18 protein-coding genes and 1 pseudogene are annotated in these 24,277 nt (G+C 51.0%); 6 read left to right on the top strand and 13 right to left on the bottom strand.

Annotated elements, in window-relative coordinates; genetic code table 11:
- The first annotated feature begins 128 nt into the window (after window positions 1-128).
- The 4 genes from NT073_RS31220 (at window position 129) to NT073_RS31205 (ending at window position 5,324) form a co-directional block, all read left to right on the top strand.
- Window positions 129-1,634, top strand: a complete 1,506-nt coding sequence (locus tag NT073_RS31220) for a capsule assembly Wzi family protein (protein ID WP_297381969.1) — start codon at window positions 129-131, stop codon at window positions 1,632-1,634.
- A 19-nt stretch (window positions 1,635-1,653) separates the two neighbouring features.
- A complete protein-coding gene (locus NT073_RS31215; protein WP_297381967.1) occupies window positions 1,654-3,267 on the top strand; it encodes a glycosyltransferase family 39 protein in 1,614 nt (537 codons plus the stop codon).
- Between the two features lie 82 nt (window positions 3,268-3,349).
- Complete coding sequence (locus NT073_RS31210) at window positions 3,350-4,318, top strand: NAD-dependent epimerase/dehydratase family protein (protein WP_297381965.1); 969 nt, start codon at window positions 3,350-3,352, stop codon at window positions 4,316-4,318.
- Between the two features lie 10 nt (window positions 4,319-4,328).
- On the top strand, window positions 4,329-5,324 hold the full coding sequence (locus NT073_RS31205; RefSeq protein ID WP_297381964.1) for a glycosyltransferase family 2 protein: 996 nt from the start codon (window positions 4,329-4,331) through the stop codon (window positions 5,322-5,324).
- A 12-nt stretch (window positions 5,325-5,336) separates the two neighbouring features.
- On the opposite strand, the gene NT073_RS31200 is transcribed toward NT073_RS31205, so the two are convergent.
- The 4 genes from NT073_RS31200 to NT073_RS31185 all read right to left on the bottom strand — a co-directional run bounded on the left by NT073_RS31200 (window position 5,337) and on the right by NT073_RS31185 (window position 9,389).
- Window positions 5,337-6,104: a CpsB/CapC family capsule biosynthesis tyrosine phosphatase gene (locus tag NT073_RS31200; protein WP_297381962.1), complete on the bottom strand. Its 768-nt coding sequence runs from the start codon at window positions 6,102-6,104 to the stop codon at window positions 5,337-5,339.
- 263 nt (window positions 6,105-6,367) lie between these two features.
- Window positions 6,368-7,309: a HAMP domain-containing sensor histidine kinase gene (locus NT073_RS31195; protein ID WP_297381960.1), complete on the bottom strand. Its 942-nt coding sequence runs from the start codon at window positions 7,307-7,309 to the stop codon at window positions 6,368-6,370.
- A 368-nt stretch (window positions 7,310-7,677) separates the two neighbouring features.
- Window positions 7,678-8,427: a LytTR family DNA-binding domain-containing protein gene (locus NT073_RS31190; RefSeq protein ID WP_297381959.1), complete on the bottom strand. Its 750-nt coding sequence runs from the start codon at window positions 8,425-8,427 to the stop codon at window positions 7,678-7,680.
- Window positions 8,428-9,083: 656 nt separating this feature from the next.
- Entirely contained in the window at window positions 9,084-9,389 is a 306-nt protein-coding gene (locus tag NT073_RS31185) for a hypothetical protein (protein ID WP_297381957.1), read from the bottom strand.
- 498 nt (window positions 9,390-9,887) lie between these two features.
- Between NT073_RS31185 and NT073_RS31180 the strand changes: the two genes are divergently transcribed.
- Together NT073_RS31180 and NT073_RS31175 are read left to right on the top strand one after the other, a co-directional pair.
- A complete protein-coding gene (locus NT073_RS31180) occupies window positions 9,888-10,457 on the top strand; it encodes a hypothetical protein (protein WP_297381956.1) in 570 nt (189 codons plus the stop codon).
- 1 nt (window position 10,458) lies between these two features.
- Window positions 10,459-11,391, top strand: coding sequence for an esterase (locus NT073_RS31175; RefSeq protein ID WP_297381954.1), 933 nt, complete (start codon window positions 10,459-10,461; stop codon window positions 11,389-11,391).
- A 76-nt stretch (window positions 11,392-11,467) separates the two neighbouring features.
- Here the strand turns inward: NT073_RS31175 and NT073_RS31170 are convergent, their stop codons facing one another.
- From NT073_RS31170 to NT073_RS31130, 9 genes and pseudogenes are all read right to left on the bottom strand, one after another.
- The gene (locus NT073_RS31170; RefSeq protein ID WP_297381952.1) at window positions 11,468-12,079 is read right to left on the bottom strand and encodes a hypothetical protein; all 612 of its coding nucleotides are present in this window, start codon (window positions 12,077-12,079) and stop codon (window positions 11,468-11,470) included.
- A 165-nt stretch (window positions 12,080-12,244) separates the two neighbouring features.
- A complete protein-coding gene (locus tag NT073_RS31165) occupies window positions 12,245-13,852 on the bottom strand; it encodes a 7TM diverse intracellular signaling domain-containing protein (protein WP_297381950.1) in 1,608 nt (535 codons plus the stop codon).
- A gap of 210 nt (window positions 13,853-14,062) precedes the next feature.
- Window positions 14,063-14,374, bottom strand: a complete 312-nt coding sequence (locus NT073_RS31160; protein ID WP_297382169.1) for an alpha-L-rhamnosidase C-terminal domain-containing protein — start codon at window positions 14,372-14,374, stop codon at window positions 14,063-14,065.
- 18 nt (window positions 14,375-14,392) lie between these two features.
- Window positions 14,393-15,700 (bottom strand): annotated as a pseudogene (locus NT073_RS31155) (alpha-L-rhamnosidase); the annotation flags it as partial.
- 662 nt (window positions 15,701-16,362) lie between these two features.
- On the bottom strand, window positions 16,363-17,340 hold the full coding sequence (locus NT073_RS31150) for a glycoside hydrolase family 43 protein (RefSeq protein WP_297381948.1): 978 nt from the start codon (window positions 17,338-17,340) through the stop codon (window positions 16,363-16,365).
- A 47-nt stretch (window positions 17,341-17,387) separates the two neighbouring features.
- Entirely contained in the window at window positions 17,388-19,016 is a 1,629-nt protein-coding gene (locus tag NT073_RS31145; RefSeq protein ID WP_297381946.1) for a RagB/SusD family nutrient uptake outer membrane protein, read from the bottom strand.
- A gap of 24 nt (window positions 19,017-19,040) precedes the next feature.
- Complete coding sequence (locus NT073_RS31140) at window positions 19,041-22,082, bottom strand: TonB-dependent receptor (RefSeq protein ID WP_297381945.1); 3,042 nt, start codon at window positions 22,080-22,082, stop codon at window positions 19,041-19,043.
- 235 nt (window positions 22,083-22,317) lie between these two features.
- A complete protein-coding gene (locus NT073_RS31135) occupies window positions 22,318-23,178 on the bottom strand; it encodes a glycoside hydrolase family 16 protein (protein ID WP_297381943.1) in 861 nt (286 codons plus the stop codon).
- Window positions 23,179-23,182: 4 nt separating this feature from the next.
- Window positions 23,183-24,025 carry a DUF1080 domain-containing protein gene (locus NT073_RS31130; protein WP_297381941.1) on the bottom strand — a complete coding sequence of 281 codons (843 nt, stop codon included), beginning with the start codon at window positions 24,023-24,025 and terminating at the stop codon, window positions 23,183-23,185.
- Between the last annotated feature and the right edge of the window lie 252 nt (window positions 24,026-24,277).

Here is a 24,277-nt window from a genome sequence, read left to right as displayed (position 1 = left end):
GTATAGCTGAAAGGGTAAATTATTGATTGTTTTTTACTAAGATTGTAAGACGTTAATTTATAGAAAAAGAGAATTTATGTGTATAGTCTTAATAGGTTGTAGTATAAATACAAAATATAGTTGACTTCATGATAAATATAGTACGCTTCATTCTTTTATTTCTTGCCTGTATTGCTGTTCAACCTCGTTTGGTCGCTCAGGCTATCCCCGATACGGTGACCGCCCGGCAGAGCTTTATGGCCGAAGTAGGCGGCTTTGGATCGTCGGCCAGACAAACGCCGTTCTGGTTTCGGTCGCGCCAATATGGAACCGTACCCTTAACCGGGCCAGCCGGGATTGTTCGACTGGGTCTTACCAGGCAGTTCGGTAACCTGCAAAGGATTCATTCAAAAGTAGCCGTCGAAGGGGTGGCCAATGTAGGTACTCGTTCGCAGTTTATTCTGCCGGTAGCCTATGCCAGTCTGTTATCCAGGAACTTTGAGTTATACCTGGGACGTAAGCGGGAAGTGTTCGGGCTGGTCGATACGCTTTTGTCGTCGGGTTCGTATGCTTGGTCTGGAAATGCCCTGCCGATCTATAAAATCCAACTGGGTAGCCGTGGCTATGTGCCATTAGGCTTTACAAAAGGTGTAGTTGCCCTTAATGGAATGTATGCCCATGGATGGTTTAGTAACACCGATTCTATCCAAAATTCGTTTCTTCATCAAAAAGCCCTGTTTGTACGGATCAACCTTTTTCGGAGCCGGGTGAAGTTATACGGAGGGGTTACGCACTATGCACAATGGGGCGGTAGTTCGCGAACCCTAAAAGGGGCTTATACAGTGGATGGTAAAATTCCCAGTTCGCTGCAGACTTATAAAGACATCATACTGGTCAGACAACCACCTAATGATACGGCCCAGTATAGTCACTTCGATTTAATAAATCAGGCCGGAAATCACCTCGGCTCCATCGACGTTGCCATGGAGATTGACGCTAAGGAGGGCAACTGGTTTTTGTATTATCAACATCCTTTCGAAGACAAGTCGGGGGTGGCGTTTCAGAATATGCCCGATGGCCTGTATGGCATTCGCTGGAAAAATAAGCAGCTTGACGGCCGACGTGGCTTCGTAATCCGGCAGTTGACCGCCGAATTTCTGACAACCTTAAACCAGACAGATTTTAACTTTAACATTGGGAGCCGCCTGTACAACGGGGCCGACGATTACTTCAATAATTACCAGTACGTTGACGGCTGGACCCACCGGCAGCGGATTATTGGAACTCCCTTTATTACTCGCCTGATGGATTCCCGGGAGGATCTGCACAATTTAAAAGGTGGCCGTAAAAATTTTGGGCCCATGATGATCAGCAACAACCGCGTACAAGTAGGCCATTTTGGTATGCTGGGAGAGTGGCCATCTGGCGTGCAGCTCCGAACACTCTTGTCATTCAGCCGTAATCTGGGGCGACCTATGAGCAGCGACCCACGCACCCCACTAACCCAGTTTTCGGGTATGGCCCAACTCATGCTACCCGTATCGTGGCTGGGCGGCACCCAACTGAATCTGGCCGTGGCCCTCGACCAGGGACAGTGGCTGACGAATAACCTGGGTGGGTGGTTGAGCTTACGTAAAGTCATTCAAAAACGATAAACGAACTGTTCGGTATCAGATGGAAGCTCTCACAACTGCCAATCGGCTTACTGTTGGGTCAACAACCAACTGGTGGCCTTTAGTCCTCTGTGCAGGCCTGGCGTTCACGCTGGTGTCTCACCTGGGATTTATGCCGCTCGATACGGGCGATGAGGCTCGCCGAGCACTGGTATCGCTGGAGATGATGCTGTCCGGCGATTACATAACGCCTACACTGCATGGCGAACGGTATTTTAACAAACCACCTCTGTTCAACTGGCTCATCATTGCTTCATATCGGCTGTTTGGTAACTATTCGTCTTTCGCCCTGCGGTTCCCTATGTTCGTTTCGCTGCTGTTGCTGGGCCTGGTATTATTCCGGTTCGTGCGAAAGGAAATAAACCCGGTGGTGGGTGGGGCGGCTGCCCTGATGATGCTTACCAACGGGCGAGTGCTGCTGTACGATTCGATGCTGGGGCTAATTGAGATCACCTTCTCACTGGTTACCTATACGGCCATTGTGCTGGTCTATCGCTACGATCAGAAACGGTCGTACTGGTGGCTTTACCTCACAACGTATGCTCTTACGGCTGTCGCTTTTTTGCTTAAAGGACTTCCTCCGGTAGCTTTTCAGGGGTTAACCCTGCTGGGCTGGTTTGCGTATACCCGGCGGACTCGTTTGCTTTTCCATCCGGCTCATTTTGCCGGTATCGGGGTATTCGTACTCATTACGGGCGCTTACTACTGGACGTATTTCAGCCGGAACGCCATCCCGCTTCAGGATGTTGCGGGGGTCTTGTTTACCGAAAGTGCCAAGCGTACCGGACTGTACTTTGGCTGGGGCGCAACCCTGCTGCACCTGATTACCTTTCCGTTTGAGCTTACTTACCACTTTGCCCCTTTCACGCTATTGCTGGTGTTATTGATACGTCGCGGAATCGGCAAAGTTCTGGCAGGCAATCCTTTTATTGCCTTTAATGCGGTATCGTTCAGTTCTACGGTTGTCATTTACTGGCTCTCGCCCCAGGTATATGGGCGCTACCTGATCGGGCTAATGCCTATGCTGTTTACCGTACTGGCGTATCTCTATTATGAACACAGTAGCCCGGCTAGCCGTGGGCGGTGGTGGGTGGAGCGGATTTGGCTGGTCACAACGGTTGTGTTGGCCCTGGGTTGCTGGGCCGTTATATTCTACCCCACAACCCGTGTGTTGCCCGGTGCATTCGCCAAAACGGCCGCTCTCTCTGTTCTGCTGGCGGGTCTGGCTTGGTTTATGCTCAGGGATGCCCGCAATCGGCTCAGTCTGATGATTGCCGTGCTGATTGTCGTTCGGATGGGATTCAACTGGTTTGCGCTGCCGGGTAGAGCTGCCAAGCGTGAGTTTTACAGAGATGCGGCTGTTAAAGCAGCCCGCCTAACACTGGGGCATCCGCTGTATGGCTACAAAACAACCGTAGGGGACGGCCCGGCAACGGATGTCAGCTCGTTTCATATTACCCTTACACGGGGCGACATCTTACGGAAAACCAGCAAAAAGATACCGGGTGCTTATTACATCGCCGACTCAGTCAGTCTGGCGCATGAATCCGCCAGGACCGTTGCCCAACTTGTTCTGTTTGATCGGCACCCGGCGTCCATTGTCGTATTTGAGTAATGGTTAGTGGTTAATGGTTATCCGTAACACACTAACCACTAACGAATAACCAATCATCAATCAGGTAAAACGTTTATACGCGATGACGATTCTGATAACGGGTGGAGCGGGCTTTATCGGTCATACACTAACCCGTCATTTGCTGGCAATGGGGCACACGGTGCTACTGCTCGATAATTTCAACAGTAGTTACGACCCCGCCATTAAGTGGCAGCATATACAATCTATCCGGCATTTATCAGGCTGGTCATTGTACCGGGGAGATATCCGCGATTCAGGCTTACTGAACCAGATTTTTAGCGCCCACCGGGTCGATGGCGTAATTCATCTGGCCGGTCTGGCGGGTGTTCGGCCATCGTTACAGAACCCGTCTGCCTACATGGAGCATAACGTAAACGGGACGGCTGTTTTGCTGGAAGCCATGCGGTTATTCAATGTCAAGCGATTTGTGTTTGCCTCGTCATCGTCCGTATACGGCAGCCGGTCCGGGGGCGTGTTTCTGGAAACGGATTGTGCCGAAAATTCGGTATCACCTTACGCTTTCTCGAAACGGGCAGCCGAACGGCTGTGCCAGCAGCATCACCAGCTGTACGGTTTGCACGTATTTTGTTTGCGGCTGTTTACCGTTTATGGCCCGCAGCAGCGCCCCGATATGGGCATCTCCCGGTTCATTCAGCAACTAAAAAACCGTCAGTCGATTACCCTTTTCGGCGATGGGCTAAGTCGTCGCGATTATACGTATGTCGATGATATTGTGGCCGGCATAAGCCGGTCGATCGAGCGGGTAAAGGGCTATGAGATTGTCAATTTGGGCAGTGCTCATCCGGTTACGCTGCTGGAATTAATTGGTATGCTCGAACAGCTCACCAAACGGCGTGTGCCGATCAACTGGCTGGCCGATCAGCCGGGCGATGTGCCGTATACTCACGCATCCATCGAAAAAGCCCGACGGTTACTGGACTATCAGCCAGCTACCGGCCTGAAAGACGGCTTACGCAACATGGTCAATCAATATCAACGAACGCAGGCTTATGCCCAGCCCATCGAGTAAGTAAAAGCCTATGGAAAATCGACCGTATGTATCTATCGTGGTTTGTGTTTACAACGAATCAGGAAATAACAAGCCCTTACTTGATCAGCTCCATCGGGCGTTGCAATCGCTGGATTATGAGATTATTTACGTCAACGATGGCTCAACCGATGCGACGCTGGCCGAGTTGCTGGCCGTCCGAAACGAGCGGCTGACGATTCTGGACTTACAAAAAAACTATGGCCAGAGCGCGGCCTTGTCGGCGGGTATCGATGCCGCCAGGGGCAGGTTTATTGTTACGATGGACGGCGACCAGCAGAATGATCCGCTGGATATTATTCCCATGCTTCGGATTGCTGACGAACAGGACGTCGATCTGGTGATGGGTCGTCGGCATAATCGCCAGGACGCGAGCTGGTCGCGGGTATGGCCTAGCCGACTGGCAAATGGCCTTATCCGTCGAACGCTCGACCTGCCCATTGATGATAATGGCTGTGCGCTTAAAGTGTTCCGGGCCGATTGTGTAAAACGGATTGGCTTATATGGCGAGCTGCACCGGTTCATTGCAGCACTGGCCCACTTGGATGGTGCCCGGATTGTACAGGTCCCCGTTCGGCACCACCCCCGCCGGATCGGTCAGTCAAAATATGGGTTGGGACGAACGGGGCGCGTTTTAAGCGACTTGTTTCTGCTGCTGTTTTTTAAGCGATACCTGAACCGACCCATGCACCTGTTTGGCGGGCTGGGTATGCTGTTGCTGCTTGGTGGCCTTTTTCTGTCCATGCGCTTTTTATGGACGTCTGATGCCGCTGTTACGGATCTCGACCGCTTTGCCGTAGGTGCGATCTGGCTATTGGCCGGGCTCCAGTTTCTGGCGTTTGGCGTTAGCCTGGATCTGCAAATGCGTACCTATTATGAGTCTCAGGGCAAAAAAAGCTATATTGTCCGGCGTACCTATACGTATCAAACCAGGGTGCCGGAACCCGTGCGACAACATACGTATTACCAGACAGAGTTTGTTGGATGAGGGTATGTCCGCTCAACGCAATGACTCATTCCGCAGGGGCTGGGAGCGGAGTAGTTCATACTCCGGCAGGGTAAATAACGAGGCAAGCGTATCCAGGTCATCTGCCCGATGGAGATCACTGCCAATAAAATCGACCCAGTTATTGTGCAGTATGCGCTGTGCCTGAGTACGAACTTTTCGGCCGTACCTACCCGTCAGCGAAAGCCAGTTAAGCTGAAATAAACAGCCAATTTCATGGAGTCGGGCCAGCGCAGCTTCGTCTGTATGGTAGTAAGTGTAGCGTTCTGGGTGAGCCAGAACGGGCATGTAACCTTTGGTTTGAAGGCGAAATAACACATCTTCGAGCTGCTGTGGAGCGGCTGCCCAGCCGGTTTCTATGAGTACGTACCGTTCCTTCCCAAATGTCATCAGGTCGTTTTTATCAAGCAGTTCCGGGAAAAACTCGTCGAGCATATATTCAGCTGCAACGTCAATTTGCATGGACAGACCATGCGTATCAGCTAGCTCCTGCAATTCTAACTGGCCCGTCCGTAACGTATCGGACGAGTTGGGGTACCAGTCGCGGCTGACATGCGGTGTGGTAATGACCCGCTGAATACCCCAGGCGGCCATCTGCTGTAAGCAAGCCAGGGTTTCTTCTTGGCTACTAACACCATCGTCGACATTGGGGAGTAAGTGCGAATGCATGTCAACGCGCCAGAAACAGGCCTCCTCCACTGCTTTCGGATCGTTTGCCAGATTCTGTGTGAGCCGTGTTTTTAACTGTTTCCAAAGATTCATAATGTTGTAATCTCGTCAAATCTACAAAATCAGTTGGCTAACAAAAAACGGAGCCAATCCTACACGACGTGTGTGAGCCGATAAACGACAAGGCTGATACGAGTGATAGCTGCCCAACTGCGATTCTTTTACGAAGAGAAGCTGGGTTTAGTGTAAGTTAAAGCTTACCACCCACTAGATCTGCAAGATGTAAATCGATGTTTGATTTGATGTAAAGGTAAATTTTAAGTTAAAGACTTATTATATAAGTCTACAAAACTCTGTTATTGATAAAAAAGTTGCTTATCCATTGCGTCGGCAAAGTTACTAAGTCTGATCGTTACGGTCGTTCCTTTCCCCGGTTCACTGTCAATAAGTAGCTCACCCTGATTGAGCCGCATGAACTCCCGACATAGCTCCAGGCCCAGCCCCGTCCCTTTCTCGCCCGCCGTGCCCCGGCTGGGAACGACCTGCTCCGACAAAGAGGTCGGTCGGCTGATGGGCATGCCCACTCCCGAGTCGGTGATGCGCAGCCAGGCGGTGTGGTCGTGTTGGCCGGTGCTGACGTGGATAGAGCCGCCCGCCGGGGTGAACTTGATGGCGTTGTGGAGCAGGTTGCGCAGCACAATCTGGAGCTGCAGTTCATCGGCTACCACCGGGGCGGCTTGAAAGCAGGTGGTAAGGGAGAGGTTTTTTTCTTTCAACTCACCGGTGTAAAGGTAGAGAACCGATTCGATGAGTTGGGTCAGGTCGAGCTTTGTGGGTCGGGTCAGGAGATGGTCTCGTTGGAGCATGGACCAGTGGAGCAGGTTGTCCAGGGTCAGGTAGACGCCATCGACCATCTGCATGAGCCGTCCGGTGCGCTGCTGGAAATCGAGGGGGTTGATGTAGCCTTCGTGTATGCCCATGAGTTGGGTTTTGAGGCTGGCGATGGGGCTGCGCAGGTCGTGGCCAATGATGCCAAATAGCTTGTCTTTTAGTGTGTTAGCGTTGATAAGCTTGCTGTTCTGTTCACTAATCTCCCGCTGCATCTTAAGTGCTGTTTTTCTGACAATGTAGCCAAAGTAAATGATTAGGCTGAAAACAGTGGTTCCGTCTACAAAGTGGCCGATCTCGAATGGAGTAGGGATGTAATAAATGAGAAGTACTCTACATGAAAAATAGGTGAAGGCCGTTAGCAGAGCCATTAGTAACGAGGCTTTTCCGTCGAGTAGAATCAGCGACATAATGCAAAGGCCTGTTATATGTAAGTCCAGGTCAGTTTCATGACCTGTGGCCAGCCTCAGGAAAAAAGCGAGGAGTATTGTGATGTATAAAGAACCAACACAGTACCAGGCAGCACGGTTTATTTTATGTTTATAGGTGAGCCAAAGTGTAGGCACATAGGAAAAGGTAATATTAAATGCGTTGCTGAACACCCTATCGTATTTGTGAAAATAAGCGTTGGCAATTGCAACGAGAATCATTACCGCAATAAGTAACCAGGCAATGTTTAGCAAGGTCATGAACCTGAATCTGTCATATGGAGACAGTGATTCTAGGCCATACCTCGGAAATAGCCTTTGTTGTATACTTGATAGCGAGGGCATGATGGTTAGTTTGACTTAGCACTAATGCCAAGCTTTTGCATTTGCTCCTGTACCGTAGGCTGATAGGTAATACCAATAGGAATCTTAGTGGTTTTGATCCAGACCGCTTTTGATTCCAGTCGTTTCAGATGGGTAACGTTGACGATATACGATTTATGAATACGGATGAAACGGTCGTTCGGGAGATCATCAGACAGGGCAGATATACGTTTATTAACTGCGAAGACGCCATCCGGGGTGTGGACTTTAATGTAAAGACCATACGCTTCTATGTATAGAATATCACTAAAGGCGAACCGCTCCAACCGCCGTCCGGATTTAAAATATATTTCTTCCTTAATGGGTGCTGCTGGCTTTCCCTCGGTAACGGCTGCTGGCTGGATACGCTCAAGAACGCGTCCCACACCCCGCAAAAACCGCTTAAAGTCGTAAGGCTTGGGTAAAAAGTCAATGATATCGAAATCAAAGCACTCGATGGCTAGTTCACTGTAAGCCGACGTAACAATAACGGCCGACGTATTCCGGGAGGCTCTTAGTAAGTCTAGCCCATTCATGTCGGGCAGGGTAAGGTCCAGAAACAGGATATCTATTGGAGTGGTCGCCAGAACTTTTAAGGCATCAACACCCGTGTAGCATATGAGTGGCGGAGCGAGGAATTTTACCTGGTTAATATAACGACTTAGCTGTTCAATAAAAGTAGGATCATCTTCGACCAATAGGGTACTATAACGTACCGTTGATTCAACGTCATTCATATGGATAGATTTCTATAGTTACAGAGTTACGAAAAGGGCACTAAGGAAACATCGATGTCTTCACACTTATTGTGCAAAGTAACTCACTTTAAGATATAAAATACAAAACGTGGGTAAGGATACTGATAATTAGGGTAAGGAAGATTAGTAGGGTGGGTCTACCAATTAGTGTATATAACGGCTATAAGCGGTCATATAGCGAATATGACAAGTATAAAAAATTAAATGTATAGGAGAAATAACAAGCAAAATGAAGATACTGATGTGATAAGTAAACAAATATAACTTAACTGTTGAAATATGGGTAATATAATCGTGTGTATCTTTTTGATTTATTGTATAGTAAAACTTTAGTACATTGGTTTATAGACGGTTCTGGTAAAATTTTTAAGAAGTTCGCCCATCTTTATGCTGGTACGCTGGCCGGTTTTAAAAAGGGTATAAAGTAGGTAAAAGGCCGCTTTTAGAGCAGACCACTTAAGGAATAGTCTTATATGAAAAGCGCTTTTCTAGAAGAACTATCACCTACATACGTGGTCGTTTAACAGGACAAATAAAGGCCTGAATCAGACTGATGAAGAAAACAGCAGTATTTTTAAACGAGACTTCCCACAAAGTTGGCTGGGTAGATGTATGGCAGTGAAGGCACCTCCAAGTTAGCCAACCAGCCATAGAGCAAGTGAGCCCAATAGGGTTAAACCAGTGACGCCTATAGCCGTGAACAGGTATATTTCCTTTCGGTTAAGGCTGTACATCAAATGATGGTTCTCATCGACTCCCAGGTAATTGCTTTCAGAAAACCAGCGTGATGATCGTTTTAAGGCACCCGGCAGCCAAGTCGATTCTTCTACGTCGTTGATAACCAGCAACTCATCCAGCATTTGGCTAGTATCCCGTGCATTTGCCGTTATGACAGTTGTTGATATAGCAGGACGGCTGGTTACGCTGGTTGTAATGTTCATGTCTTCTGATCGTACTTGAGTTAGGGGTCTGTCTGGCTCGTTGACATAACAAAAGTGGTATGTTGAGCCTTGTAAGAAGCTGAGTTTTCGATGAACTGTTACTTTTACCCGTTTTTTGCCAGATAACCGGTTATAATGTAATTATAAAGCCGATAAGTTCAATAACTACTGAATAGGAAACCTTTAAATACCCTCAGTCATCTTAAGTTATAAGAAAGTGTTCGAAAACCTACACATGAATTACACATGAAAGTATAATAATGTTTTAGTTTTTAGTGTGTAGACTATTTGTTAATTATTCAATGGTCCCGGGGCTCTATTCGCAAGTAATTGCCTGGTAAGAACTAGTTGCCGCCTGGCATATTAATAAAGGTGTGTAACTATTTGGCTGTCAGGAGTAAACAAAGGATAAGTATTTATTAATGGATGGATTGATACAATTGAATAAAGGGTAATTTGCCGATCTATCTATCAGTTGTTCAACTAGTCATCCACCCCATGCGAAAAAAGTGTCTGTTGGCTGCCCTGCTTACTTGGGTAACCATCTCGAAGACGATTGGTCAGCCCCCCATTCACCCACCTGCCGGAGCAGTTCTCGATGTGGGTATCCGATTCCAGAAGTCAATTAGTTTTTATACCGAAAATGGTATTACTGCACAGTACGCACACCCTAAGTTGGTGTCGAAGCGTCTGTTTCTGGGTCTGAGTTATATTACCTCCCGGTTAGGGACAGCGTTTCAGTCCAATGCCATCAAACAGGATAATTTTCTGGTATCGGCCGGGTATTATTTCCGGCCAAACTGGGTGGTTCGTCCGATGGCCAGGCTAAACGTGGGCTACTTTGCGGCACACTACGCTAATCCTCTCTTCGATGAACTGCCGAAGACTTCTCCGTTGGCTTCGCCCGAATTTGGTTTATGTTACTGCCCGGATGTCCCGCTCAAAATCAATGCGTCGATCGGCTACAACCTTCTTACCGGCAATGGTGTGACCGGACCGGGTACGCTGTACCCCGTGTTTGTACAAACCAGTGTTACCTGGAACATTCTCAAAAACTCAAAAAACTGATATGAAAACAGTCATTTGTCTTCTGCTACTGGCTGTCATGGGCATTGCCTGTTCATCGGAACCGGCTATTACAACCGAAATGCTTGATGGTGGTACGTTGTTCGACCCTTCGATCTATAAACCGGAAAGTTATCTCGTCTCGAAAGCTATTCCGAACCCCACGCCCGATCAGGCAAAAAAGCCCGTTATTATCGCCTGCCACGGCTATTCGGCAACCACGTTCGAATGGGACGAATTCCGGGCTTGGGCCAATGGTCCAACCGACTTTTATCTGTCGCAGGTGCTTCTGGGTGGGCATGGACGTAGTTATGATGATTTCAAAAAGTCGACCTGGCACGACTGGCAGGCGGCTATTATGGAGGAATATGACCGGCTGGTAAAGTCGGGCTACACAAACATTAGTCTGTTGGGTTCATCTACCAGCGGGGCACTGTTGCTGGAACTGGTGTCGTCGGGTTATTTCGCTAATCGGCTGGCCCCTCGTACTATATTGCTGGTTGACCCTATTGTTGTCCCCTCCGATAAATCGCTTTCGCTGGTTGGTTTGGTTGGTCCTATGCTGGGTTACTTCGAAACGCAGCAGTCGGTTAGTGAGGATAAAGTATTTTTTCATTTCCGCCCTCAGGAAACCCTTCAGCAGTTACAGAATGTGCTGACTATCGTCCGGAAAGATCTGGAAAAGGGCATTACCCTCCCGAGCGGCTGTACCATGAAGGTGTATAAATCGAAAAAAGACTCGTCGGCCGACCCGGTCAGTGCAGTACTGATCGATCAGGGCACCAAAACCGCCGATGGAAGTCCCATTGCCGTTGAGTTGATCGACTCGGAACTGCATGTATATACGCGCCTGAATTTACGCGACCAGATAACGGTTAAAGACCGCCAAAACCAGACGGCAACCTTTACCGATATTGTGAGACAGGTACTGCGTTGATGGGTCATAAATGACACTCTCGGCTTGGGCAGATGTACGTATTCGAACCGTTCTGCTCAGGCCGAGAGTATGTATGTTAGAATTTCAACAGTATACCAGACAAGATATTGGGTAATACTCTGCCATTAGAATAGCCAGAAGTACCCCTATCGAGGGTCAAGTCCTGGCTTTTGGACTGATAGCGTAATCCCGCGCCTGAAAATAGTTCGAGACGGCTCCGAGATTCTCTGGCGAGTTGAATATCAATACCCATTTTCAGGTTTACGCAATAGATCATCCGGGAATCCGCTGAGGAAACCGACGTCGATGACCGCGTATAGCTGAAATCATCCTGAGTATATTGTTGCCCTTTTATCATCAGATTTGGACCTACGAAAAAACGGGCACGCTTTTGAGCGTTAGCCAGGTAAAACCGGTAGTCCATTTTTAGCGCCCAACCTTTCCTTAAAAGTGTATTGTTGGTCGAATTATCGCCCCAGAAATAACTACCGTCAAACACAATTGACTGCCGGCTAGCGGTCGGGATTTCGACTCCCATCCGTACTTCATGCATGATAAGCTCAAGCGGGTAGATACGGATGAACACGGGCCCATACTGTGGTCGGGGCGGGGTTTGGATGTCCTGGCTGTGTACAGCCGGAGTTTGTAGGGTCAATAAGGTGATGAGGATAGAAAGGGACTTCTTCATGCTACAGGATGGTTGATTTGGTGAATGAACACATCAAAAGTAGCGGCCTGTAACATGCTGGGGCCGGGCGAGTTTACGCCCGGCAGACTTGAGGTTATCTGCGGTCGGAAAAAGAAGCCGTGACTGTCCTATAGGTACGGCTTAATCATCCAATTCGCATAGTAATTAGCTTTCCAGCCCCATCTTCCGTAAAAAATCGGGCTTTACACGCCGGGCTACGTCTACTTCGCTACCGTCGCTCATCATAAGTGTGCCCCCATCTCCGCGCCGGTACCTGGTTATGTACTTGAGGTTAACCAGATGCGACTTATGTACCTTGAAGAAATGGTCGTGGTCGGTCAGTACCTGTTCAAACTCGGCCAGTGAGCGGGAGGCAACCAACTCTTTTCGGTTAGTAAAGTGAACGGTGGTGTAACTGCCCATCGCTTCGATCCGGACAATATCGTCGGCGGGAAAGAGCAACACGCTTTCTATAGTTGGAATGGGTATTTTCTTTACCCGCTCCCGTTCTTCCCGGATCATCCTGAGCACCTGCTGAAGTTCGTCGCTTGGGGGAGACGGTGCCTGATTGAGTTGCTTTTCGAGTACTTCATTATGCTGTTCGATCAAATTCTGATTTTCTTCAAGTCGTTTGAGCGCCAGTTCCTGTGCCTGGCTTATGTCGTGACGGAGTAGGTTGATGCGGTCCATCACGGCAAATGTAAGCAGCGTAGCCTGGCAAACGGCTCCGATCTGGTAGCCGTAATACGTGAAAACATGATCGAACGAGATCACGTTGAACAGCGTGAGTACCAGCAACAGGATTTCAACGATGTAAATACCCCATCCGAGCAGATAGAAACGGGCGGCCCGGAAGCCCCGACGATACAATACTAACCCCAGGCCTAGAAACGACAGGAAGGTAATCAGCACAACAACATTGAATACCATTTCAGCCTGTTGAATGCCGACAATTTTAGCGGCAACTACGCCGATGGCGAGCACCGCTGTTCCCTGATAAGCCTGGGCGACACGCGGGTAAACGGCCCGTAGATTCAGAAAATTGACCGAGAAGGCCAGACTCGTCAGCAGGGTGAATAGCCGGATGAGGCTGGAGTTTATACCGTTGTTCATATACGGCATATCCTGCCAGAGGAGATCGAACAGGTACCCTTCAAATGTGAGCAGCGTAAGGCAGGAAAAGACGACATGCAGGGTATAGAGCAGAAAGGTCCGGTCGCGCAGGGATACGTACATGAAAAAGCTGAACAGGGCAATGAGCGCCATAACCCCCGCCACAAACGAATTGATCATTGTTTCGCGGTAGACTTTCTGTACGATTGGCTGAATGCTACCCAGCTTGATGGGCAGAACAAGCCCATTCATATCTTTAAGGGCAATATAAACATGTTTGGGATGTCGCCCCAGATATAACGTGATGCTATTGATGCCGAAGTAGCGATTGGTAAACGGACGTAGCACACCCGTTTCCAGGAAATACGTTGTATCCTCACTAACGACGTAGGCATCGACGAAATCGACATCCTGCGCTTCCAGTATCGCGTAAACCGGCTCGTTGGTCTGGTTGCTGAGATCCCATTTCAGCCAGATGCGCGACGGTGTAAACCCCAGATTAAGCACCTTGTCGGGGCTGTTGGTAAACAACCTGTCGGGCAGTTTACTAACCTGAATGTGATTCAGCCGGCTGGTCGTATCTTCATAATAGCGGGCATAGGAGCCCATTTCAATCAGTTCACTGGCCCGCTGATACCGAATCGTGTGCTGGCCTTGCATGAGAGTTATAGTACTTAACCATACTAGCAGAAACGGAAGTATACGATTTCTCAAAATTCTTAATGGGTGGATAACCTATTTGTAGCCTTATCGTGCAATTAGTGCCGTAAGTATAATGCACGACAATTTGAATAGCTATACTTATTAACCACCTTTTAATGAAAAGTAGTTAACAGTTATTGGGGTCAGGTACGGGAAAGAAGATACCTGTCACCTCACTTCCCATTCGTGCGTGCCAGCCCCAACGGATGTGATTTTCCAGAAATTACCTTCGACAGCGGCCTTAATCGGTTTGCCGTTTTCCAGTACTTGACTTTTTGCCTTTTTGCGGGGCAGATAGACGACAGCGCTGGTGTTGGCGGGCAGGGTAGTCCGTAACACGAACTGGTCCGGCGTATTGTCGAACGCTACCGAGATGGACCCGCGTAGGGTAGCCAGTTGCAGCGATGCCTGCCGTAACGTATCGGGCTGTGGTTTTATCTGAACGGCTTCATAAGCCGGTGTCAGGGCTTCAACGCCCATCAGCTTTCGCATGATGATGTTGGCCGGGGCCGATCCCCACGCGTGGTTCCAGTCCTGATTGGGTTTGTAGCGGGTATCCCAGGCTTCGGTCGTCATGGTGGAGCCAGTGCGCAGCATGTTATACCAGCTTCGCTCATCGGTTGAGGTCATCAGGGCCAGCCCGTAGGCACTTTCGTTGGCGTTATAAAGCGCATCGAGCAAAAACTGTGACCCATATACGCTACAGGCCATCCCTCGCGAACGCATATGAGCCAGCACCTTCGATTGCAGTTTCTCAGGTACCAGTCCAAACGCCAGTGCCATCATGTTGGCGTGTAGGGAGGCATGGTCGGTACCTTCGCCGTCGCGAACCAACCCCGTTTTAGGGTCAATAAACGTCGCTTGAAACGACTTCCTGACCATACTGGCGCGGTTGGTATAGAAGGTGGCATCGTCGGTTTTGCCCAGGCGGCTTGCCAGCTGCGCCATAAAGACAAGTCCCTGATAGTGAAACGCATTGACAACGGCGTTATAATCAGTAAAGACAAACCCGTCTGTTTCGCCCGCTTCTTTCTTGCCTAACCCTAAAACACCCTGCTGCGGCCAGTCGACAATATCCTGAATGGTAGGCCGACCATCAAAAGTGTCGTAGTGAATCGACTTCTTGAACTCGGGGGTTTGCAGACCCGTTCGGGTACTGATAAGACCATCCGGGCGGGCGAGGGGCAGCAGAAGTTTGGCTTTCAGTTCAGGGTAAAGGGCCTCTACCGTGCGCGAATCGCCGGAGTAGAGGTAGTCGTACCACGCAATCAGCACATTTTGCAGCGACCATTCGGTGGGCTAGGTGGCATGAAAAACCAGGTAGTTCAGCGACCGTTTGGCCATGTTGTATTCGGCGTCGGTGGCGTAGTGCGACAACTGGTTGAGCAGAGCATCGGCTTCGTACGGAATTCGCTCGCGGTCGCCATCCACGTAATACCCGGTGAACGTTGTGGCTTTGATGGTGTGTTTGCAGAGGTCCCAGATCTGGTTTAGGGTCGAGTCTGAACTGCTAAAGGTCGTGGCGTTATCATCGAACGGGTAGGTGACGATCTGCCGAACGACCTGCTCAATGTGGGTGGCTGGATTGAACGCCAGTTCAACGTAGCGGAACGGCAGCACTTCGCCGATGTAATCGGGCATGAGTATAGCTTTGGGACCGGTGTTGCGTTTATCGGGTTTGAACTGAATGGCGTAGCGATGTGTCCCTTTTTGTAATGGCACCCGAATCTGGCGGTAGCGGAGCGTACCCGATGGTTTTTCGTTGACGTGCCCATCGGCGGTAACGGCTTCACCCAGGTGTACCATCAGCGTATCAGATTCCGAAGCGGACGAAACGGTCAGAAAAACCTGTCCGAACGCGTCTTTGCCAAAATCATACATAATTCGTTGCCCGGCCAGCGTCCGTCTCGACCGGGGGGCTTCTTCGGTTTTAACCAGCGGATAAAACGGTGTTTCGTAGGTTGTCAGGCGCGGGGCGGTGCGGAACGCTTTGGATTGAGAGAAGGTACTTTCCTGGTTACGCTCGTTCCAGACTTTTACTTTCCAGAGATAAATCTGATTGGTATCCAGCTTTTGCGAAGCAGGTAAAAGAACGCCCACACTCTGGCTGCTCATCACTTTCCCGGAATCCCAAACGTCGCCCGCATCGGTCTGATTTTTTTGTCGGGAGGTCGACAGAATAATCCGGTACGCCGTTTGCCGACTCGTTCCGCCGGTACTGGGAAGCACCCAGCTAAAGGAAGGCTGACTGCTGCGAATCAGGGCCAGTTGGCCGATAAACCGGGCAGAATCGGCCCCGTCGAGGGTGTAGTTCGTTAAAAAGCCGTTGCTCCACACCTTATCGGTATGGAGCAACAGGTCTGTCCGTAAGCTTGTGGGAGCCGTTTGAGCAAAAGCTGTCAGACCAGCGGCCAGCAGGCCAAGAAAGAAAATGTAGCGCATGAAATGGGTCGTTGTAGACTAACTACTTATTTCCCTAAACGCGCCAATTCCCACTGATCTACCCATTTTACGACTGGCTGGTTGTTTTCGAAGGTGATGGGCAGCCACAGGTAACGGCTATCTTTCAGATCTTTGGGATTCCAGCGGTCGGCCATAAAAATGAACGCATTCCGTTTGCCCTGAACGGGTTGGATATAGGTCGACTGCCCATCGAAGGTTTTGTCGGCCATCGGGCCTTGCATGGGGTCGCCCACCAGTTTCCACGGCCCAAAGGGCGATGTGGCTACGTGCAGACTGGCCTGATTGGGTGCCCAGCCGGTGCAGCCGCTGGTGATGAGGTAATAGTGATTGTCTTTCCTGAAGATGGCCGGTGCTTCGCGGTGGTTGCTGAACAGCAGGGTGTCCTGCGTGGTTGCCGAGAGGTAGTCGTCGGTTAGTTTCACTAGCCGCAGGTCGTAGTTTTCGCGGGCCGAGTAGATGTGGTAGGCCGAGCCGTCATCATCTACAAACAGCGTCATATCCCGCGACATGTGGCCGTTGGGCCGAAAGCTCTTTACGTACTGGTACGGTCCCGTCACGTTTTTGCTGACCGCCACTCCGGCACGGGCCGCTTTGTAACCCTGACCGGGCAGTTCGAGGTGAAACCACATCACATACTGCTTCGTCTTTGGATTGTAAATGACTTTGGGCCGCTCCATCAGGCCGTTCGTGGCAATTTCGCTCGCCGGGTCGGTGGATTTTGCCAATGCCAGTCCCTCATTTTTCCAGGTGTACAGGTCTTTCGACGAATACACATTGACGCCTTCCGAGGCCGATGAGCCGCGTTTCTCGCCAAACCAGTAGTACGTTTTATTCACATACAAGAGCCCCCCGCCATGCGCGTTAATAACATCGCCTTTGTCATCGTACCAGACCGCACCGGGTTTGATAAGCTTCTGCGCGGTGCTGATGAGCGGGAGCAGGATTATGGTAAAGAAAAGGAGGGTAAAGGAAATACGTTTCATAGTTGAAAAAATAAAGTTGCGCGGCTGGAGTCCCAGCCGCGCTATGATTAATACCCCGGATTCTGCGTCAGCACCGCGTCTTTGTTAAGCTGGATTTCCGTTAAGGGAATCGGCATCAGCAAGTGCGTACTGGTCAGGCTTCGCAAGGGGTTTACGGCGCTGTTCGCGTTGAGCCGGGTGGCACGGTCAACCAGCGTTTTAGTTCGCATCAGGGTCATCCGGCGGTTCTCTTCGCCGATCAGTTCGCGAACACGCTCATCGAGGATGAAGTCCAGCGTCATATCCGCCGAGGTTACTTTGCCTACTGTTGGGTAGTTGGCAAATGAGCGTTCGCGCAGTACGTTGATGCTGGCAGCTGCCGCTTCCAGTTTACCCTGCTTGAACTGCGCTTCGGCCAGTAGCAGATAGGTTTCGCCCAGACGCATCAGGATGAAATCCTTGATCATAGCGTAGCCAAATGTATCGTTGGGGTCGAACTGGTACCACTTGGTGGTGTGGGGTGCTATGTTGAACAGCGTATCCGTACCAGTGTAAGGCACCACTTTGCCATACGTAGCTGGCTTGGAAGGGTCGTTGTACACGTACCGCCGACGGATGTTGTATTGCGAATTGCGAACGTCGCCCGGCTTGTAAAGGCTGTACAATACCCAGTTGCTTAGCCGTAGTCGTCCCAATGCCCGGCCTCCGGTCGAATCAGAGAGGGCCATACCCTGCACGTTATGGTAAGACGCTCCCCAAGTCCGGCGCTGTTGCGGATTATCCGTAATACCACCCACAACTGTAGTTGGGTTTTCCTGCTCCAGTACCCAGATGGCTTCGGTATTGCCCTGCACCCGGCGCTGATTACCGTAGATGAACATATCGTGGTAATAGTCACCTGCATCGCCCGCTTTGATTCCGTAGCGGTTCTTGATAAGCTTAAACCGGCCACTGCTGAAGATCGACTGAAGCTGGGCTTCGGCCAGATCGGGCTTATCCATCCGCAGGTAGGCTTCGGCCAGGAGTTGCATCGCCATGAATTTATTGGCCCGTCCGTAGAGCTTGCCTTTGGAGTTGGTTTTCACGCTCTCAATGTCCGGCAGATTGGCCGCGGCATAGGTCAGGTCTTCCACGATCAGCTTGTTAACATCCTCTACCGGAGCCCGCACGAAATCCGTTTTGGGGCCGGTCAGCGCTTGTGTCAGGATAGGAACACCCCCGAAACAGGTAGCCAGATTGTTGTAGGCGTATCCCCGAAAGAACCGTGCTTCAGCATCAATTTTATCCTTACCGGTCTTGCTGATGGCCGTCAGGGTAGGGGCCTCAATGCCATTGATGATCGTGTTGGTCAGGTTGATCATCACGTAGTTGCGGTTCCAGGTGCGGGCCGCGGCTCCATCGGTAGGCGTCAGCAGGGCGTAGTTGTAGTAGGGAATTTCGATACCCTGCTGGTTGGCCGTCGCGTTGGCTACGTCGGTACCCACCTGCCAGACGCTGGGCCACCCCTGCTGGTCGGACCAGGAGAAATAGGTACTCGTGTGGTTGTACAACCCCACAAGTGATGCCTCGAACCCTAATGAGTCATTGAGGGTAACGGGCGTGTAGGAGGAAAAAGGTTTTTCTTCCAGAAAGGTATCCTTGCAGGCCGATGTCAGAACGACGGTCGACAGGGCCAGTACTTTTATGTATGCTTTCATCGAAGTTGATTTTGAGGCTGCGCGTTAGCGAAGGCTGATGTTGAGGCCCATCACAAAAGAGCGGGTCAGTGGGTAGTTGTTCGTCCAGTCGCCGGAGCCGCGGGAAGACTGCACCGCTTCGGGGTCCCAGCCAATCCAGTTGGTGAAGGTGTAGAGGTTACGACCGCTGGCATAAACCGTCAGGCTGCCGAGGTGCAGTTTATCGAGCAGTTTCTGGTCGAAGACGTAGCTCAGCGTTACGTCCTTGATGCGGGTATAGCTCGCATCCGACGCATAGCCGTAGCCCCGTGGGTTCTTGAACGCCAGCGACGGGCGGGTGTTGCTCTTGTTGTCGGCCGTCCAGTACCCCACGTCGATGGGCGTGTTTCGTTTGCCGGTTTCGTCGGCGTAGGTCAGGTCGGCGTTGTTGCGGGTTATGCCCTGAACCGTCTGAATAAACACGTTGAGGTTGAAGTTTTTGTAATGAAAGGTGTTTGTCAGACCTCCGGTCCACTTGGGAGCCGTCTGGCCCAGGATCATCCGGTCGCCGTCGGCGGTGATCTTCTTGTCGCCGTTGAGGTCGGCAAATTTCAGGTCACCGGCCACCGCACCGGGGTCTTGCGAAGACGCGTCTTCAGCCGTTTGCCACACGCCAGCCAGTTTGTAGTCGTACACCACACTAATGGGCTGACCAATGAACCAGCGGTTGCCGAGGTCGTCTTTCTTGTCGCCGTAGAGGTCGAGAATGCGGTTGCGGTTGGAGGCAAACACGACCGTGCTTTCCCATTTGAAGTCGCCACTCGTTACGTTCCGGGTGTTCAGCGTGAGTTCGATACCGGTGTTCGACGTTTCCCCGAGGTTATCGTATACGCTCGAATAGCCGGTCAGGATGGGCAGACTGCGCAGCAGGAGCAATCCTTTGGTGTTGTTCTTGTACAGATCGAGGCTACCGTTAATGCGGTTGTTGAGGATCCCAAAATCTACGCCGATGTTGCGGCTAAGGGTCGTTTCCCATTGCAGATTGGCATTCCCCAGATTGCCCGGCTGTGCGCCGATGGTGCTCACACCGTTGAAAGGCGAGCGAACGGTGTTGTCGGTCGTAATGGTCCGGTACACACTGATGGCTTCGTTGCCCGATTTACCGTACGAGAAGCGCAGTTTCAGGTTGCTCACCAGGTTCACGTTCTTCATGAAAGCCTCGTTGCTGATGTTCCAGCCGATAGCCGCCGAGGGGAACAGGCCGTATTTGGTCGTGTTAGCCCCAAACACCGACGAGCCATCGCGACGGGCCGTAACGGTGAACAGATACCGGCTGTCGTACGAGTAATTGATCCGGCCCATCTGCGAGTTCAGGCCATAGCGGTCGGCGTAGGAATTACTCGATTGGGTGGCACCGGCTCCCAGGTTATTGAACGACAACTGGTCGTTGACAAAGCCGGTGGCCGTTCCGGTAGCCGTGGCGTATTTCCGCTGCTGGGCGCTGTAGAGACCCGTGAAGTCGAAGTGGTTCTTACCGAAATCCCGGCTGTACGACAGGATATTTTCGAGCGTAAAGCTGTTGGTTTCGGAGAAGAACGTGTTGGCCGTACCCAGCAGGTCGTTGGCCGCCCGACCGGTATAACTCGCCGTGCGGGCCGGAATGTACGAGTAGCCGAGATTCATCCGGTATTTCAGGCCGTTCAGTTTGCCCGGCAGCTTCAGTTCGAGGTAGGCATTTCCGTTCAGGTTGGTGTTGCGGTCAACGCGGTCGACGGTCAGGCTGATCATGGGGTTGGTGTACAACTGCTCGGGGAACATGGGGTAAATCCGGTACGTACCATCGGCGTTGTATTCCTGCCCATAGGGGCTCATAGCCGATGCGTTGAGCATGTTGGCGCGGCCACCGTCGCGGTTACTATTGGCAATGAACAGCGAGGTTCCTACCGTCAGGTAATCCGTCAGGGTGACATCCAGGTTGGAGCGGAAACTGGCCCGCTTGTACTGATAGCCTTTAATAACGCCTTTCTGATCCAGAAATTCACCCGAAATGAAGTACCGAACGTTAGGCGACCCGCCCGAAATGCTCAGGTTGTGGTCCTGCAACACGCCTGTCTGGGTGGCTTCCTTCATCCAGTCGGTGGTGATGCCCGCGTTGTAGTTCGCCAGTTCGTCGTAGTTAGGTACCGGGTTGACCAGTTTCTGGCCGGTCTGGGCCATGTAATCGGCGTACTTCTGCACGTACTCAGCGCCGTTGCGCGGCCGCAGCATGTGGGCGAAATTCTCGATACCCACGTAGTTGTTATACCGAATGGTTGGCTTGCCGGTGTTACCTCGTTTGGTTGTCACGAGAATAACCCCGTTAGCACCGTTGGTCCCGTAAATAGCCACCGCCGACGCATCCTTCAGTACTTCCATCGACTCGATGTCGTTGGGGTTGATATCGCTCAGCGAGCCGCCCGTTTTGCTCAGCGGGATACCGTCGACAACCACATAAGGGCCGGAGTTGGCGTTGATGGAGTTCTGACCACGGATGGTCGTTGACGGCGCTGCCCCCGGTACCGACGACGACTGCGAGATATTAACACCCGCCACCGAGCCCTGAATGGCCTGCAACACGTTGGTAACGGGCAACTGCGACAACCGCGTTTTGGGTACGGACGCTACCGAACCGGTAATGTCTGAGCGTTTCTGGGTACCATACCCCACAACGACGACTTCGTTCAGGGATTTGGCGTCGCCTTTAAGTTGTACGTTCACCACGGTCTGGTTGCCGATGGCAATTTCCTGCAAGGTGTAGCCGATAAACGAAAAGACCAGCACCGGGTTCGGGGTGCCGTCGGGGATGCGCAGGGTGTAGTTGCCGTCGGCGTCGGTATTGGCACCAACTGACCCGCCTTTCAACGAAACGGTAGCGCCGGGCAATACGTCGCCTTTCTCGTCGGTCACTTTTCCCGTCACGGTAATTACCGCCGTCTCCGACGCACGTAATCCGGCAACCGTTGATCTGACAGAAGCATATAGCGGACTGCTATTGCTGGCGATTTGCTGGCCGAGTACTTCCTGTGCAGGAAGCAGGACGCCACAAAAAAGTAGCCATTTAATGTCCATAAAGAGGAATTTGGATTTCTTAGTTTTTTGATGATTTACTTTACGATGTATCAATCGTAAGCAAAATCATTATTTGAATAGTGCAAAACTAAGCTGGTCGCTCTGAATGGACGGGGGGTATTTTCGCCAAAAAAGGGGGCGTAATTGGGATTAGTGGGGTAAGTGGAGTGGGTGGAGTAGTTAACCCACGCCAACTACTCCACCCACTCCAATAATTACCCCTACTCTGCCAAATTTACCGCTGATAAACGCGAACGTAGTCGACTTCGTAGCGGGTGGGAAATGGCGTGTTGGCCGGATCTCCACCGTTGTCGCCACCAATGGCCAGATTCAAAAGGATGTAGTGGGGTTGGTGGAAGGGGTTGATTCCCGAACCATCTTTATTGATCGTCTCAGTCAGCGAAACGGTGTTCAGCAGCAGATCATCGACGTACAGCTTAATTGACTCTTCGGTCCAGTCCATGCGCCAGACGTGAAACTTTGTCGACCAGTCGGGGTCGTTGAACGAGGCTACTGTTTTTGTCTTACTGCGCCATTCGGCCGTCCAGCGTTTGTCGGTACCCCAAGCTACGTTGGCCAACAGTTTATCCTTGTAATATTCCATGATGTCAATTTCACCATTGGATGGCCATTCGCCCGCTACGCCTAACGTCCAGAAGGCGGGCCATAGCCCGGCACGGGCATCAATCCGGCCCCGCATTTCAAATCGGCCGTATTTGAAACTTTGCAGACCACTCGTGGTCATGCTGCTTGATGTATAGTCGATGGTTTTACGGCTGGTTTTCCAGTCCGTGCTGCCCGCTTTATAGGTTGGGTTGGGGCGCTGTTCCCGTTTGCCCTCAATAACCAGCAGACCGTTTTCGCAGCGGGCGTTGTCGGGCTGGTACCATTGCAATTCGTTGTTGCGGACAAATCCGTTTTCAAACGTCCAGTTTTTGGCGCTGGGAGCTCCCGTCGTGTTAAATTCATCCGACCAGGCCAGTTTCCAGGTCGTGTCCGACCCGGCCACCGGGTTGCTGACGGGATTTTCCGATTTCATGCAGCTGCCGAGGTTCAGCAGCAGGGGTAATGACAGCAAAACGAGTACTTGTTTCATAACGTTATGGTTTTCGTGCTTGTAATTGGCGGAGAACAGCCGCCAGCTGGGTTGGCTTATTCAGGTAAGGCGACAGATCGAACAGGTCTACCTTCCGGAATTCGACCGGATGGCTTTCGCTTTGCAGGGATATATATCCCCCTTTTAAAAGCTGACCGTCTTTCTTCTGGCCTGGTTCAACATTAATGACGTTGCCACCGCCAATTTGTGGTTTCGAGTACGTGAGCACGGTGTCGCCTTCCACAATATGTTTAACGAGTGAATCGCCCAGAACGAGCGCTTCGGCATGAACCCACTGGTCGCCGGCGTAGGTTTTTGAGTTGGAGTCAATGCAATGCGGGGTAAAGAGTTTACCGTCGAGCACAACGTTGGTGCCCGGCGTACACAGGTTGGCGGTATGCCGTTCGTGCTGGCCATCGCCACCCAGTAGCTGCATTTCCATCGAGATCGGAAAATCCTGTTTGAGCCCCATCGTTTTCGGGTCCTGGCCGTGCAGCATGGCACCGCTGTTGCGGATAGCCCAGCCCGGCCCCCCTTTTACCTGGTCCCCAACGAACCGGTACTCCATCACCAGCAGGTAGGCCGAAAAGGGCTTTTTGTAGAAAATATGGCCGTACTGCTCATCGAACGCTTTGTATTGGTCGTAGCGGACCACTAGCTTACCATCTTCGACCCGGAAGGTGTTGCCGTAGTTATCGTCGAGCGGGTGCCCGGTTATTTTGACGGACCAGTTGTCGAGGTTTTTACCGTTGAAGAGGTGAAGCCAGTTACCCTGTTCTGATGTCGACGGACACTGGCTCAGGCCGGTGGTAAGCAGTATACAAACGAATAAGACCAGGGAGCGCATAGGAAAAGAGTTTAGGGGTGAGTAGAACTGGCGAAAGGTAAAAAAGAAAAGAGACGAGACAAGGTCTCGTCCTTTCTAAACCAATCTAATCTAAAAATTTGGGCATGCACAATATGAAAAGGTATAAGGATTGGTATAGCACGTGTCCGGCGAAACAGGTCGGTAACTACCAACTAAAAATCAAAAATCACCAGTTGCCATTTTGTAGCCGATGTGACGTTATTATAGAAAAGAGGGTTAAAGGAGTGCAAA

Source organism: Spirosoma sp. (assembly GCF_026391055.1).
GTDB lineage: Bacteria > Bacteroidota > Bacteroidia > Cytophagales > Spirosomataceae > Spirosoma.
The sequence above is the reverse complement of the archived record's forward strand: the minus strand, read 5'-3'. Positions and strand labels throughout refer to the sequence as shown.